Origin of the sequence: Natrinema hispanicum (assembly GCF_004217335.1) — an archaeon.
Classification (GTDB): domain Archaea; phylum Halobacteriota; class Halobacteria; order Halobacteriales; family Natrialbaceae; genus Natrinema; species Natrinema hispanicum.
Map to the genome: position 1 here is coordinate 321,812 of NZ_SHMP01000004.1, position 14,902 is coordinate 336,713.

The 14,902-nt window shown below is 61.6% G+C and carries 15 protein-coding genes and 1 tRNA gene; 5 read left to right on the forward strand and 11 right to left on the reverse strand.

Annotated features, from left to right (window positions below; all coding sequences use genetic code 11):
* Positions 1–96: 96 nt before the first annotated feature.
* A complete protein-coding gene (locus BDK88_RS08535) occupies positions 97–549 on the forward strand; it encodes a response regulator (protein WP_130500070.1) in 453 nt (150 codons plus the stop codon).
* 34 nt (positions 550–583) lie between these two features.
* On the opposite strand, the gene BDK88_RS08540 is transcribed toward BDK88_RS08535, so the two are convergent.
* The 3 genes from BDK88_RS08540 to BDK88_RS08550 form a co-directional block, all read right to left on the reverse strand.
* Positions 584–811 carry a DUF5795 family protein gene (locus BDK88_RS08540; RefSeq protein WP_008012393.1) on the reverse strand — a complete coding sequence of 76 codons (228 nt, stop codon included), beginning with the start codon at positions 809–811 and terminating at the stop codon, positions 584–586.
* A 71-nt stretch (positions 812–882) separates the two neighbouring features.
* A complete protein-coding gene (locus BDK88_RS08545) occupies positions 883–2,106 on the reverse strand; it encodes an IS701 family transposase (RefSeq protein WP_130500071.1) in 1,224 nt (407 codons plus the stop codon).
* 358 nt (positions 2,107–2,464) lie between these two features.
* Positions 2,465–3,262, reverse strand: a complete 798-nt coding sequence (locus tag BDK88_RS08550; RefSeq protein WP_130500072.1) for a helix-turn-helix transcriptional regulator — start codon at positions 3,260–3,262, stop codon at positions 2,465–2,467.
* 142 nt (positions 3,263–3,404) lie between these two features.
* On the opposite strand from BDK88_RS08550, the gene BDK88_RS08555 reads away from it, so the two are divergent.
* Positions 3,405–3,734, forward strand: coding sequence for a hypothetical protein (locus BDK88_RS08555; protein WP_130500073.1), 330 nt, complete (start codon positions 3,405–3,407; stop codon positions 3,732–3,734).
* Between the two features lie 117 nt (positions 3,735–3,851).
* Here the strand turns inward: BDK88_RS08555 and BDK88_RS08560 are convergent, their stop codons facing one another.
* Positions 3,852–4,625 (reverse strand): MOSC domain-containing protein, encoded by a 774-nt coding sequence (locus BDK88_RS08560; RefSeq protein WP_130500074.1) that lies wholly within the window; start codon positions 4,623–4,625, stop codon positions 3,852–3,854.
* Between the two features lie 224 nt (positions 4,626–4,849).
* Complete coding sequence (locus BDK88_RS08565) at positions 4,850–5,104, reverse strand: HalOD1 output domain-containing protein (protein ID WP_130500075.1); 255 nt, start codon at positions 5,102–5,104, stop codon at positions 4,850–4,852.
* Between the two features lie 386 nt (positions 5,105–5,490).
* Here BDK88_RS08565 and BDK88_RS08570 point away from each other — a divergent pair, with 386 nt between their 5' ends.
* The gene (locus BDK88_RS08570) at positions 5,491–7,539 is read left to right on the forward strand and encodes a PQQ-dependent sugar dehydrogenase (protein ID WP_130500076.1); all 2,049 of its coding nucleotides are present in this window, start codon (positions 5,491–5,493) and stop codon (positions 7,537–7,539) included.
* Positions 7,540–7,635: 96 nt separating this feature from the next.
* Here the strand turns inward: BDK88_RS08570 and lrp are convergent, their stop codons facing one another.
* Together lrp and BDK88_RS08580 are read right to left on the reverse strand one after the other, a co-directional pair.
* Positions 7,636–8,091: an HTH-type transcriptional regulator Lrp gene (lrp, locus tag BDK88_RS08575; protein WP_130500077.1), complete on the reverse strand. Its 456-nt coding sequence runs from the start codon at positions 8,089–8,091 to the stop codon at positions 7,636–7,638.
* A gap of 398 nt (positions 8,092–8,489) precedes the next feature.
* Positions 8,490–8,564 (reverse strand) — tRNA-Glu (locus BDK88_RS08580).
* A 283-nt stretch (positions 8,565–8,847) separates the two neighbouring features.
* On the opposite strand from BDK88_RS08580, the gene BDK88_RS08585 reads away from it, so the two are divergent.
* Together BDK88_RS08585 and BDK88_RS08590 are read left to right on the forward strand one after the other, a co-directional pair.
* Complete coding sequence (locus BDK88_RS08585) at positions 8,848–9,585, forward strand: fumarylacetoacetate hydrolase family protein (protein ID WP_130500078.1); 738 nt, start codon at positions 8,848–8,850, stop codon at positions 9,583–9,585.
* A 95-nt stretch (positions 9,586–9,680) separates the two neighbouring features.
* Positions 9,681–10,385, forward strand: coding sequence for an MBL fold metallo-hydrolase (locus BDK88_RS08590; RefSeq protein WP_130500608.1), 705 nt, complete (start codon positions 9,681–9,683; stop codon positions 10,383–10,385).
* Positions 10,386–10,404: 19 nt separating this feature from the next.
* Here BDK88_RS08590 and BDK88_RS08595 read toward each other — a convergent pair whose 3' ends face one another.
* From BDK88_RS08595 to BDK88_RS08610, 4 genes are all read right to left on the reverse strand, one after another.
* Positions 10,405–10,713 carry a hypothetical protein gene (locus BDK88_RS08595; RefSeq protein WP_130500079.1) on the reverse strand — a complete coding sequence of 103 codons (309 nt, stop codon included), beginning with the start codon at positions 10,711–10,713 and terminating at the stop codon, positions 10,405–10,407.
* Positions 10,714–10,855: 142 nt separating this feature from the next.
* A complete protein-coding gene (locus BDK88_RS08600) occupies positions 10,856–11,947 on the reverse strand; it encodes a DNA topoisomerase IV subunit A (RefSeq protein WP_130500080.1) in 1,092 nt (363 codons plus the stop codon).
* Positions 11,944–14,391, reverse strand: coding sequence for a DNA topoisomerase VI subunit B (locus tag BDK88_RS08605; RefSeq protein ID WP_130500081.1), 2,448 nt, complete (start codon positions 14,389–14,391; stop codon positions 11,944–11,946). Before BDK88_RS08605 ends, BDK88_RS08600 begins: the two co-directional genes overlap by 4 nt.
* 118 nt (positions 14,392–14,509) lie before the next feature.
* Positions 14,510–14,866: a DsrE family protein gene (locus BDK88_RS08610; RefSeq protein WP_130500082.1), complete on the reverse strand. Its 357-nt coding sequence runs from the start codon at positions 14,864–14,866 to the stop codon at positions 14,510–14,512.
* Positions 14,867–14,902 lie beyond the last annotated feature (36 nt).

Genomic DNA, 14,902 nt, shown 5'->3' on the forward strand with positions numbered 1-14,902 from the left:
AGCGATGGCTATCGAACACCGAATCCGGTGTGATCCCAACATGCTTTGTACGTAGCCTTAAGCCTGCAGCTTCCTTTCACTCGATCGAGCAGACCCGTGTCTCAACAGTCCGACTCCGAGTCTGTGTCTATCTTGCTCGTTGAGGACAACCCCGGCGACGTTCGCCTGATACAGGAAGCGTTCGGAGCGACAGGATTCGAGCCGACGTTTCATACGGTCGTCGACGGCGACGCAGCCCTCGAGTTCCTGCGAGAGCACGGTTGCGAGACGGCCGGTCCCAGCATCGACTTGGTGCTACTCGATCTGAACCTCCCCAGGACGGACGGTTTCGCTGTCCTCGAGGCCATCAGAGACGAACAGGAACTGACGGCCTTGCCGGTTATCGTGCTGACGAGTTCGAAAGCGACCGAAGACATCCGCAAAAGCTACGAGCTGTGTGCGAACGCGTATCTCACGAAACCGAGCGATCCGGCTGAGTTCGCTGCACTCGGCCGGGCGGTCGAGGCGTTCTGGATCGACGAAGCGACGCTACCGTCCGTGTTCCCATGAGTTCGCGGCGGAGATAGAGCGGTCTTGAAGCAGATTAGTTCCGGTCGGTCTCACTCCAGTCGCAGTCTTGACACTTACGGCCCGTGACGAGTTCGGTCACGGATGGCATGTACGTCACTGTCAAGACGGAACCGCCACACGCCGGACACTCCTGATCGGCCTCTTCGATCGAGTCGACTTCCATCACGGAGTCACCTTCGACGATCTCGGCAAGCTTTCTTGCAGTCACCATTCGCCCTTCGACGACGCGATTTTCACTCACACTCGCAGTGTGGGACTGGACGCTCAAAGCGTTTCCTGACACCGTAAACCGCCTCGGGGTCAAGTGGTTCCTCAGCTTTGCACGTTAGCGTCAGCTGTTGAGTGAACGAAGAGATGGTCGATCTCTTCCATGAGGACATCAACGCCTCGGTCATCGTTGTCCCGAACCCACGAGAGAAGGTTGTACACGGCTTCTTTCAGAGAATGTTCAAGGTTCGCTCGAAGCGATGACGCTTTCGAGCGAACCGTCCCCAAGGCGCTCGAATCGGGATCAAGACGAACGAGACTGTAGGCGGCCATGAGAAGGTGCCAGTGGCGACTGGCACCTTCGTCGGTCTGCATCTCGCAGTCTCCCAAGCCGAGATCCTGCTTCGAGTCCTCGAAGAACGTCTCGATGCGCCACCGCATTCCGTAGGAGCGAATCACGTGTTCGGTCGGTGCGTCGATCTTGTTCGTAGCGAGATACTTGACCGGATTCTCTTCGTCTTCGTCGGTCTCTTTCTCGGCGATAACCAGCTTCACGTCTCCCAGCTGGGAGACGGGAAGCTTCTTTGTCCAGATGTGGTAGGTCTCGTCCTCGATATTGCGCTCAACCGTGTCGATGCGCTCTTCCAGCGCATCGACGCGGATTTCTTCTCCACCGTAGGTCACCTGTCGATTGCTCCGGAGCGGGCCGATCCAGTCCTTGCCGTAGGATTCGATAAGTTCAGGAAGGCCAGAATCGTGGGCAAACCACGAGTCGAAGAGGTAGGTGTCCGCAGGTACACCTACCTCTTCTTCGAGTTCGGTAACGATCTCGCGGGCGAGATCGTACTTGGTGTCATGGTCTTGGTCGTCCTCATCTTGCTTTTCGTAGAGGCGAAAGGTGAGCGGATAGGCGGTTTTGTCGTCAGCGTAGAAAGCGTAGATGAGATCTTGCCCCCAGACAGTGTCACCTTCGGCGTGATCGTAGAAGTGGCCGACGCCGGGGACTTCGTCCCCGGCTTTCTCGGTGATCGTGTCGTCGAGGATGATGTAGCCATCCTTTGACCAGCGTGTTTCACCGTGTTTCTGGAGTTCTTCAAGGCGTTCGTGGTTGAACTGCTGTTCGTCCCAGTCGTACTCGGTGAGGAACTTGTTGAGAGCGCGTTTGCTGTTGGCTGGAAGGACTTCGCGTGCGATGCCCGCCACGGTCTTGTTGCTGGCCGCAACAAGACCTGTGGCGTAGGTTTTGGCGTGATGACGTTGTGCTGGAGACAGCGACTCGAACTCGTCGAACGCACGCGTACACGACAAGAAGTCCGTAATCGGCATCATCCGTCTTTGCCACCGCCTACGTCACGCTCCTACTTCAACGTGCAAAGCTGAGGTGGTTCGAGAGAGCGGAGCTCTCTCGTCATCACGAGACAGCGAAGCCGTCTCGGACGACCCCGAGGCACTCGCCTTGCCTATTTGCAGAGAAAGACTGATCCGGTCGGACCGGGCCGAGGTTGAGATCGAAACAGTCGGACGCGGCCCGCCGATAAGTCTCCATCCAGCGCCTGCGAGGGGACGCTGCTGTGCGGCCATCGACCCACCACCTGCCGCATCCAGTACGGCGGACCGAGACGATATCAGTGTGTCCCACACAGCGTGTGCACGGCGTGCACACCGCGGCGCTTCGAGAATTACGGACTTACGCCTCGCGCTCGAACGGCCTCGCTCGTCGGTTGAACGCGTCGAACCGATCGATCGCCCAGTGCCTGACTCGGTCGTCGGTCGACTCGAGTAGCGCCGCCGGGACGCCGCTTTCGTCGTGGACGCCGATCTGGACGGTCTCGTCGACGATTCCCAGATAGAATTCGATCTCCGCCGGAGCGACCGAGACTGAGAATCCATCGCTGTCAACGACGGCCATGAACTGCTCTGCGATCGGTGACGCCGTCCGAAGCGTCTCTGCGATCGACGTCGTGACGACCAGTTCGACAGTCGCGCCCGTCTCGAGTGCGTCCTGTGTCGTCTCGATCGGCTTGGTTCCGACCGCCGGCAACAACAGTCGGGCGTGTTTCGCGTCGGCGAGGCTCGCCGCGTGGCGCTCGACCGGTGCGTAGGGAGTGGCCGTCGTGGATTCGACCACGGTCGCGTCGGCGAGTCGCTCGATGTCGAATTCGAACGTCTCCGCCGGGAGCCGCTCGAGAACCGGTTTGAGACGCGTCGCCGCCCCGACTCCCTCGAGCGCCGCTGACAGGCCACTCGTGACGAGCGCGCCGGCAGCTGTCAGCTCGTACTGTCGATTCCGTTCACGAATCAGCCCTCGATCGGTCAGTCCCTGCAGACTTCGTTGTAGCGTCGTCCGGACGACGTCGACTTCGGCGGCCAGTGAGTCTCTCGATGCGATACCGTCCTCTGCGAGCGTTTCGAGGATCGAAATGCGACTCGGAGATCGGGCCACGAACTCGAGCGTCCCGATCGCCTCCCCCCTTCGATCGGCCATTACACATTGACCCTCCGAGCGAATCCACTTTATCGCTCTGGCCCTGCAGGCTAGCAACGGAGCGTCGGGATCGCGTCCTCTGAGCGGTCGGCATGTGTATGCGGGCACAATCATATAGATGCGCGTGTCCGACTATTGATGTATGGAGACGCGATGGGCGACCGTCGATGGCGTCAGCCTCGAGCTACCGGTTGACTGTACCGCCGGCGAACTCCGGGCAGCCCTGTCCAAGCCAGACGACGCCGTCTTGATCGCGGTGACGGGGGATCTCGTTTCGATCGTCAACGACCAGGAGCGGCCGCTCTCGGAGCTAATCGCCGGCTGTGCACACACGTATTACTTCCGACGGCCGTGCGAGCCGGCACGGAACGAATTGTTGGCAACGCTGGACCTCGAGACGGCCCTCTCGGGGTCAGACGACGAGCACTCGGGGGCCGAGACAACGCTCGAGCGTCCCGGAATCGACCACTGAGACGGACTGCTGGCACGGGTTTGGCGCATCCAGACGGCTCGCAGGTGCGCCGGCACTGACTGACAGCAGACCGTCTGACAGCAGCCCGCACGAACCAGCGGCCAACCGCTATTGGACTCAGTTCGTCACGACATCGACCGGATCGTCCACACAGAGCGTCTCGCCGCGGTCGCAGTCGGGAACGCGCGTAAGGATCGTCAGCGAATAGTAGTGATCGAACGCGTTGGCGTCCGCCCAGTCGGGAAACGTCGCTTCGCGACGCCGAATGAACCGCTCCCGAAAGTCCGGTGTCACCTCGCCAGTGTCGGGGTCGCGCTGGGGGACGATACACCGGGCACACGGTTTGACTCCCTCGAACCGGACGCCGCCGATCTCGAACGCTGGCACGTCCGCGCCGACGAACTGATCCTCCCAGAACGGCTCGACGCCGCCGATCTCGATGTTCGTCCGGAGTCGCCGGCGCACGTCGTCGACCGTCGTCTCCTCGAACCAGTCGGCGACGGTCCGAAGCGTCGCCGTGCTGACCACCGACGGCCCCATCTCGCGTCGGTCGACGAATCCCAGCGATCGATCCCGCTCGAGCGAGAGGTCCACGTCGAACCACTCGCTGAACCAGGCCGTCGCGGTCTCGGGCTCGTTCTCGAGGTCGAACCGTCGGTGCTCACCATCAGGCGTCGCAACCGTGAGTACAGCCGTCTCCGGATCGAACCCAGTATCGAGATCGTGGACACGGGCAGTTCGTTTCCCGTTGATCACTTCGCCGTCGGCGTCGAACAACGCGAACTCTCGGTCGTGTTCGATGGTCCCACCGTCGAGGACGGCCGCCCGCTCGAGGTCGATGCCGTCGAGTGCCTTTACCGGATAGGCCCTGAGCCGCTCGAGTCGTGCCATTGATTGCTCGTATCGACTGCTGTCGCATTACAGTAGCGACTGCACCGAGGTCCGGTACTGGTCTCTCGCGAGTGAGTCGGTCACGAGCGGACGGCAGAGGAAAATAGAGAGCAGCAAACAGGGTGGGTGGATGCCTCCCGTTCATACGGACTGCTGTAAGTCATTTCCGGTGCAACCGCAACCCGCACTGCGGTTGCACTGGTAAATCGTTACAGCAGACCGTATCAATCGATCGTCACGACAGTGTCCCCGGTTTCGTCAAACGAAACGTGAATCTGGTGGCCCGCGTACGTGAATTCGACGGTGCCAGAACGACGTCTCCCGGACGCAGTCGTTTCAAAAACCGTCGCAAGTGCGTCGGGATCGATCGCATCAAACAACGGGGGTAACTCTACCGGCTCGGTTCCCTCGAGTGCTGCGACACCAGTGACGACTCGTTCGTACACCTCGTCAGTGTCGACGGCAAGCGTGTGCACCATTGCAAGCTATCGCCACATCTCTCCATTAGTAGCTTTCGGAACATTTATTATAAACAACCATTATGAACTGGCGCTAACATCCGAATACGGGCCGCAGCCAGGCCAAACCAGGCTTGTGTATCCGGCAACCGACACATTCGACTGGCGGCTGTCATGGCCAAAGCTCACGTTTACTTCTCAGTTTGTGAGACGGTGTTGCGCGGGAGTGAGCGAACTCTGCTGATCGAAAACAGTCATTAGGGTTTGATAAAACCGAATTACGGAATTCGAATTCGAACACGATCGATTTATCCGAGGAACGATCAATTCAGCTTATTTCACTATGTCAGCACATCTCAGACGCGGGGCGAGAGAGACACGATCCAGCACGGCGGCTTACTGCTACCATGACACGAAGCGACGATTCCACACCGGCGGTTTCGAGGCGGACGGTTCTTCGCTCATCCGCGGCGCTCTCCGCGGCGGGTCTTGCACTGCCAGTACTCGGTCAGCAAGACGCGATTACCGGCGAGATCAGACTGGGTGGGCAGATCAGCGGGTGGGTCGGACAGGAACCAGACCCGATCGCGGACGAACGAAACCCGATGCTTCGGCTCGTGGAGGGCCAGGACTATACGCTTATCTGGGAGAACGTAGACGGTGCGGGACACAACTTCGTCATCGAAAACGAGGCGGGCGATGAGGCGTTCGTCTCGACGGATATCCTCGCGACGGAAGGCGAGACCCAGACTGTCGAGTTCACCGCACAGGAGGGAATGGCAGAGTACTACTGTCAACCCCACTCCAGTACGATGCACGGCGAAATCGAGCTCGTCGACGAGGAGGACGACGGCGGTATGGCCGCGGCACCCGCTCAGGTAATCGGCCAGGGACCGACTGTCGGTATCGAGACGGTTGCGGAGGGGCTGACCGCCCCGACGAGTCTTACGGTCGCCGACGAGGACGCCGACCGACGGTTCATCACCGATCAGACGGGACAGATCTACGTCCACGGACCCGACGGCCTCGAGGACGAGCCGTTCCTCGACATCTCGGACCAACTCGTCGAGTTCATGGAGTTCGACGAGCGCGGGCTGCTCGGCCTTGCGTTCCATCCCGAATTCGCCGACAACGGTCAGTTCTACGTCCGGTACAGCTCGCCACCACGGGACGGAACGCCCGAGGAGTACGATCACACGTTCGTCCTCTCGGAGTTCCAGACGGCAATCGACGACAACGCGACGGCAGATCCGGACTCCGAGCGAGTGCTCCTCGAGATTCCAGAGCCGCAGTTCAATCACAACTCGGGGAACATCTGCTTCGGTCCCGACGGCTACCTCTACGTGGGAACCGGCGACGGCGGCGGTGCGAACGACACAGGAACCGGCCACGTCGACGACTGGTACGACGAGAACGACGGCGGCAACGGGCAGGACACTCAGGAGAACCTCCTCGGCGCAATCCTCCGGATCGACGTCGACCAAGAGGGCGACGAGACGCCGTACGCGATTCCGGACGACAATCCGCTGGTCGATCAGGAGGGCGAACTCGGCGAACACTACGCCTGGGGCTTCCGGAACCCGTGGGGGATGTCCTTTACCGACAGTGGCGAACTCCTCGCCGCGGACGTCGGACAAAACCTCTTCGAGAGCGTCAACCACGTCCAGCGGGGCGGCAACTACAGCTGGAACGTCAAGGAAGGAACCCACTGCTTTAGCACAGAGACGCCCAGTGAGCCACCGCAGAACTGTCCCCAGCGCACGCCAGAGGACGTTCGCGGTGGCGAACCCCTCCTCGATCCAGTGATCGAGTATCCCCACGAAATCAGCGTCCTCGAGCCAGACCCTGGTGCCGGAGACGATGGCGGCAACGAGACCGACGCCGGGAACGAAACCACGAGCGGCAACGAGACTGCGGCCGGCAACGAAACCGCCGGCTCCGGCGGCGGCGGTGCGGGAGTCAGTAGCGGTCAGATCGGCGTCTCCGTCACCGGTGGCTCCCTCTACGAGGGCGACGAAATCAGCGAACTCGAAGGAACGTACGTCTTCGGCGACTGGAGCCTCGACGGCGAGAGTCCGGGGACCGTCTTCCTCGCACGGCCACCCGAGGGCTGGCAGGACACCGAGGGAGACGCCACACAGGACTCCGGTCAGGATGGACTGTGGCCCATCGAGCAGCTTCAACTCGAGGGCGAGGCGGCCAAGAACGGTCGCCCGACCGGCTTCGTCTACGCCTTCGGCGAGGGTGCCGACGGCGAGCTCTACGTCCTCACGACCAGTACGTCGACGGTCGAGGGCGAAGGGGCGGTCCACCGCCTCGTCCCGGCCGATGGCGATGGTGGTGCGGAACCGGCAGGCAGAGACGGTGTCGAGACAGACGATGAAGCGACCGCCGGTACCGAGACCGACGCTGGTGACAACGAAACGGGAGCCGACAACGACACGGACGGCGTGTAGCCGTCGCTCTCTGCGCTCGAGCGTGTCTCGAACGTGCGGCTCTATCGCGTCGGCCTGGTACAGGAGGTCGAGACCGCAGCGATCGACACGAACTGATTACGACGTCTCGAGTTCGAACTGTTCGTTCTCGGAGACGATGTTGAGCACGATGCTCGTGTTCGATTGCTTGATATCAGGGTCAGTGATCAGGGACTTGATCTCGTCGTTCATGTCATCCGTATCTTTGAACTTCCCGATCGCGATGACGTCGTAGTCTCCCGTCACTTCGTAGACGGAGATCATCTGTCGGTGGTCTTTGAGCGTCTGTGTGATTTCGGGGAGCGCACTCCCTTCGGCTTTCAGTTGCATGATCGCCGTGACATCGTAGCCGAGCGCGTCGTAGTCGACCTGTGGCGTGTAGCCTTCGATCACGCCCTCGTCCTCGAGATCCGAGAGATGGTTCGAGACCGTCGTGACGGAGACATCGAGTTTTTCAGCCAGACTTCGGAGACTGGCCCGACCGTCACCAAGAAGTTCGTTTACCAGATCTGCATCCAAATGCTCGTATGTCATTAGCTGGTCCAACGTACGCCACGTACTAGAGGTTTACGAACATCCAGTTCTATCCAGAGTCAGTGAGTCGATGTCATATGGTAGACGGCAGTCTCTTGCATAGCTGTAGATTCGTGGGACCAATGCCAGCGTCCGTATCTGTCAGGAGGATCATATCACTGTCTCTCGGTCTTCGATCGTCACCGGGGACGCTGTCGCCAGTCGGCTCGAGTCGACTGCTGACTCGTCGGTGAACGCCGATCCGGACACCGTCACCGGCTGCCGGAACTGACGGCTATCGGATCGTAAAAGCTCGGTAGAAGTGCTCCGTCTGGGATTTGAACCACGCGAAACACTCACGTTTCTCTACTTCAAATCCAGGATCGCACTTACGACTCGCGAGCTTGCTCGTCGTAAAATGCTCCGTCTGGGATTTGAACCCAGGTCATCGGCTCGAAAGGCCGAAATGATTGGCCGGACTACACCAACGGAGCGATCCGTCACACACCTTGTGTGCAACTCATCGTTGCCGGGGGCTAGTAAAAAGCGTTCCGTTCCGAGCCGACGATGGCACGCTCTCACGCACCCATCACGACACCAGCCACTGTCGGTCGCATGACATTCCGCCGAGTCACATCCCGAGATCATGCTCGGTTTCCAACAGAGTGGATCGAGCTGAGCCGACCGCGGGGGCGTGGGCGCACGAGGTGTATTGCTGTCACCGCACACTGGCCGCCTCCTCAACGCTTTTGATCCCCGGTCCCCATTCCACCGACCATGAAATACGTCCGCTTTCGCGACCCAGCCGGCGCAGTCCGCCGCGGCGAGTACGAGAACGGAACCGTTCACTTCGCAACCGAGAGCTACGACCTCGAGAGCGACGAAATCGATGTCCTCCCGCCGTCGGAGCCCTCGAAGATCGTCTGTATCGGGAAGAACTACGCCAAACACGCCGCCGAACTCGATTCGGAGGTCCCCGATCGGCCGATGCTCTTTCTCAAACCGCCGAACACGCTCGCGGCCCACGGCGATACCGTCACCCTGCCGGCAGGGAAAGACCGCATCGACCACGAGGCCGAACTCGGCGTCGTCATCGGCGAGCAGTGTCGTCACGTCTCCGAAGCCGATGCGATGGACGTCGTCGCTGGCTTTACCTGCGTCAACGACCTCTCGAATCGCGACGACCAGCGCCAGGAACAAAACTGGATCCGCGGCAAGGCCTTCGACGGTGCTGCGCCGATGGGGCCGGTGCTCGCGACCCCCGACGAAGTCCCCGCCGACGCCGCTGTCCGAACCCGCGTCAACGGCGAAACGAAACAGGACGGCTCCCGTGAGAACCTCATCTTCCCCATTCCGGAGCTGATCGCCGAGATCACGACCTACCTCACCCTCGAACCCGGTGACGTGATCGCGACCGGCACGCCCGAGGGCGTCGGTCCACTCGCCGACGGCGACGAGATCGAGATCGAAGTCGAGGGTGTCGGGACGCTCGAGCACTCGATCCGAATCCCCTGATACGATCTGTTGTCCCGATGTCCCGGTGGGACCGCAGGACGGTCGCGAGTGCACCGGAACTGACTTACAGTCGTCCGTCTGACGCCGAGACGAGCATGACCGTCCGATTCGACGCCGTGACCGTCGACTGGTTCGGCCTCGCGACCGTCCGGCTCGAGGGCCAGACGGGCGCGGTCGTCTACATCGATCCCGGGCCCGAAGAGTACGGTTTCCTGGACGGGCTCGAGCCCCGCGACGGGGACCTGATCCTCGTCAGCCACGATCACCACTACGACCCTGATTCGATCCGACGGGTCGCCCGGGAAGACGCGCTGGTCGTCGTTCACGACTCGATCGACGCAAGCGAGATCGATCGGGTCGACGAGGATCCCGACGACCTGCCGTTCGACGTGGAACGCGTCGGTGCGGACGAATCGTTCGCGCTCGGGCCGCTCGATCTGTTTACGATGCCAGCATACAACGATCCCGCCGGGCCACACGTCGACGAAAACGGACGTCCCTACCACCCCAACGGGCAGGGCTGTGGTTTCGGCGTCACCGTCGATGGTGTCACGGCGTTCTGGCCCGGCGATACTGACGTCCTCCCAGTCCACGAGGACGTTCCGGTCGATCTCTTCATCCCGCCGATCGGCGGCACGGTCACGATGGATCGTCACGACGCGGCAGCGCTAGCCGACCGGCTCAAGCCGGATCTCGTGCTCCCAGTGCACTACGATACGTTCGCGGCGATCGAAACCGACGCCGACGCGTTCGTCGTCGACGTTGCACGCCGGGGCGTGCCGGTCGTCCTCGACGAGTAACAGTCACCCACCGCGGCGCTCAGACGCCGACGCGTGACCAGACGAACGCCGTGAGAACGGCGAGCGCGAGGACGCCGACAACGAGCCATTGACCGAGTGCACTCTCGATGAACAATCCAAAAATGTCGATCGCAGAGCCGGTTGCCTGCAGAAGCCCCAGTGCCAGCACGAGGACGAGTGCGATCGAGATCAAGCCGATCGTGACGCCCTCTTTCATCATCCACGCGGTCTCGTCGGCCTCCTGCGCGCCGGACGTCGTTGGTTCGTCGATCGCCTCCTTGTCAGGGTCGCTGTGCATCGGCCGTTGGCTGTCGTTTTCATCCGTCATAGCACAGTTCTCGGCGGAGATTGGCGATGTGGCCGGGAACCGGTTGCACCTGCAGACACAGGCCATCGCTGAACAGGTGAGTCAGAACGTGTCGGAAAACAGCAGTGAACGCGCGCCTCGAGAGCGGGTTCGATACGACGCTCTAGAAGACGCCCATCTCGGTGAGCCGTTCGGGGAGATACGTCTCCGTCACGAAATCAAGCCCGTGTGACGCCAGTGCCTGCTGTTCGGACTTCTTCCCGAGATCGAGTTGCAGTTCGATCTGTTCCTCCCAGTAATCGGTCTGGAAGCGTGGGTCCTCGAGTTCGCTCTCCAAGGCGTTGATGTCCGAATCCGAGAGCGGGTCGGTCGGCAGGTCGTACTCGACGATGTCGGCGGGCTGGATGCCGATGAACTGTGCGGCGGGGGTCGCGAGGTACTCCGAGAGGTGTGCGGACTTAATCGAGCCGTAGGCGACCGAGCCGTAGATGCGGTACGACCACGGGTCACCGTCGGTAAAGACGGTGACGGGAAGGTCGAGTTCGTCGTGGAGTCGCTTCGTGATCCGGCGAGTCGCCCGCGCAGGCTGACCCTTGAGGTGGACGATCAGGGCGTTGTACTCGTCATCGAAGCCGTTCTCGACGAGTCGGTCGCGCATCCCACCGGTCTCGACCGCGAGGATGAAGTCGGCGTCACAATCGAGGAAGTCGATCGTGTCGGGGTTGTTCGGGATCTGATAGCCGCCCTCGCCGACGTCTTTCTGACAGTGGATCTCGCGTTCGCCGCGGCGGGTCTGTTCGCGGAGGTGCAGCGGTCCCATGAGCGTCGCGCCCGACTCCTCGGGGCGCATGTGGAAGTCTTCACGGGTGACTCCAGAGACGATCTCTAAGTCCTCGATGAGGCCGTTCGATTCGTCCTGATCCGAAAACTGGGCTTCCTCGTTGTCCCAACTCTCAGAGAGGTAGTAGAGTTCACGCAGCGTCGACGAGCGATCCTCCTCGAGCTGGTCGGCGAGGAATTCGATGGTGTAGACCGCCTTCAGGAGCTTTCGCGCCCCCCGAACCGAGTTCGCCGACCGGGTCGACTCGCGGTCGCCATAAACCCAGACGGCTTTGTCTTCGTCGTACTCGATGTTGTTCTTCGTCCGCGTCGGAACGGACATGTGCGGGATCTCGCCCAGTTCGAACTGGTCGTAGAACTGCGCCGCGAGATCGATCAGCTGCTCTCGTGCCTGCTGGTCGTTGTCTGCGCTCATTGTTTTACCGTAAGTTTCTCGCTCTCGACACCTTTCACGTCCAGGTCAAACGTCGCGTCGTCCGGCACCTCGTACTCGAGCATGGCCTCGTCGTCGCTTCCCACCTCGGGTTCCCACTTGACGAACCACTCACCATCCATCTCGACGACGGTCGCGCTGTCGGAGAGACCCGTCGGCTCGGCCGACACGATGTCGGTGATCTCGAGCGATTCGTTCGTACTCGAGTTGTTCTCGACGACGACAGAGACGGCCTGACCGTCACCGTTCGCTTTGGTCTGGCGCTCGACGAGTACGTTGTTCATGATGCGAGCGATCGCGTCGTCGATGTCGGGTTCCTCGCGGCCGGTGACCTCGGCGACTTTCGTGGCCATCTCGGGAAGGATCTTCCCGAGGACGTTCTGTTTCTTCCGGCGCTTTTGCATCGACCGGCGCTTGTTGAGATAGCTCTTGAGATCGCGTGCCGCCTCCCGAATGGCGAGTTCGATCTCGTCTTCGATCTCGGGGACGTTGGCGATGGCGTCTTTCGACTCGCTGGTGAAAGGCACGTTCGTCGAGGCGACGTGGATCATGATCACGACCGGCCCGTTTGGCAGGCCGGAGCCACCGGGCTGGTCGAGCCCGTAGTTGCGCCAGCCGATCGTCTTGACCACGTCAGTCGTCGCACAGGCCCCACGCTGGTAGACCAGCGGGACGCGGTTTGCAAAGCGCATGACCTCCGCGGTCCCTTCGGCCGGTAGCTCCCCACCGTAGGCGATGCCAGCCTCGACGATGAACGGATCGCCGCCGGAGACGCCGGCGTCACGCGTCGCGGAGGCATAGAAGTCGGCGTCGAATTCCTTCTCGAGACCGGCGGTGATGAGTTCTTCTGAGATCGGGGAGAGACACCGCGTCGGCGGAGCCATGATATCGGTCGCGCGCATCGCGTCGACGAGGTCGCTGGTGGCGTCACGGTCGCCATTGAGTTCGCGGACGAGCGGCGGGTCGTCGGGAACCGTCGCCATGACGTTCCAGACGGCCTCGACGACGTTCTCGCGGGCCGTCTCGCCGAAGGAGACGTCGTCGTACTCCTCGGTCAGATCCGCGGCTCGATCGACGAATTCCCGAAGCGTCGCGCGTGTGAGTCGGTGGCGATCGTCCTCGAGGTCCTCGAATTTTCCTGCGAGCCGGTCTGCGAAGGCGTGAATCGTCTCGTCGTCTTTCCGCGTGCTCGTCGCGTCATCTGCGAGGTCGTAGAGGTCGGCGACCAGCCGCGAGTCGCCGTCTTCGCCGACGACATCGTCATCCGCGTCGGCAGCGTCGATCAGTGCGAGCCAGACCGCCTCGACGGCGTTTTCGCGGACAGTGTCGCCGAACGTCGTTCCGTGATCGGCTGCGACCTCCTCGGCGGCCGCGTCGACGACCGCGAGCAGTTCGTGGTGAGCGATTCGGTCCTCGTCTGCGACCGCGTCAGCGATGGCGTCGGCGAAGGCCGTCGTCGCCTCGGGTCCTTTGTTCGCCGTCGCGTCCTCGGCTGCGGCGGCGAGATCGACGTCGTCGTGTGCTGTGGGCGGCCGCCAGCGCATCTCGCGGCCGTAGTGACGGTCGCGGAACGCGTCGATAATCGAGTCAGCGGTCTTCTTCCCAACACGAGTAAACTCCTCCTGAACGAACCCCGAGACCGTCTGGGAGTCCGTCGCCGCCAGCATCTTCATCACGGTCCCGAGTTCGACGCCGTGTGGGTGTGGGCGGATCTCTTCGGTCTCTTCGGGGAGCTGGTCGGTCGCGCGCTCGAATTTGAAGTGTTCCTGGGGTTCGCGCAACTCGAGGCGGGCGTGGGGGTTGACGACCGCCGTGTGCTTGATGTAGTCGTGGAGCTGCCCGCGGGCGCGCATGTTGGCCTCCATCTCGAGTTCGATGCGGGTGCCGTGGGGCCGGTCCCACGTGGTCGTCTCCTCGACGCTGATCTCGGGTTCGTTTGCGTCGGTGTCGACGATGAGTTCGAAGTACTGTGCCTCGCTCGAGCCCTGGGTTCGGCTAGTGATCTTGGCGGGTTTCCCGCTGGTCAGTTGCGAGTAAAGCACCGCAGCGGAGATCCCGATCCCCTGCTGACCACGGGATTGTTCGCGTGCGTGAAAGCGAGAGCCGTAGAGCAGCTTTCCGAAGACCTTGGGCAGCGAGTCCTTGGTTAGTCCGGGCCCGTTGTCCTCGACGATCAGGCGGTAGTAGTCGCCGGCTTCCTGAATCTCGACGTAGATATCCGGGAGAATACCGGCCTCCTCGGCGGCGTCTAAGGCGTTGTCGACGGCTTCCTTGACGGCCGTGACGAGGCCTCGAGCGCCGCTGTCGAAGCCGAGCATGTGCTTGTTCTTCTCGAAGAACTCGGCGATGGAGATCGACTGCTGGCTTTCTGCCAGCTCCTCGGCGATCCCCGGCTCGTCACCGAGTGTCGACTGGAACGACGTCATCGTCTCCCTGTACTAACGGTGGGGCTAAAAGCTGTGTGCTACCGGAGTGAAAGTGAATCGCAAGGGGTACTGTGTTCGTTCGATGCGTAGTGGGGCCTGCAGTTGCCCCGTTGATTGGTCAGAACGTGATAATCTCGGAGTCGTCCTCAACCAGCGAGCGAATGCTGGGATGGCCGCCGTTCTCGTCGGCGGTGATGATATCGGCCTCGTCGACGACGTCGTCGACTCCGAAGGCGTTGGCACAGTAGTCACAGACGACCACTTCGTTTCGTATCGACCGATAGAGGCCGTGATAGTCGTGACTCTCGTCTTCGAGTTCCGGAATCCACTGCGTTCCGGCACCGTCGAAGAGCAACTCTACCTCGTCGTTGGGGTTGTCGGCGAATTCCGCGGCCGTCTCGAGGCCGTTGACGAGTCGGCCGAGGTCGGCGTGCGATTCCGTCCCTGCCAAGATCACGATCGCTGCGGTTGCCATTGCAGCTGAGACTGCGTTCCAAGAGGAGAAAAGCCG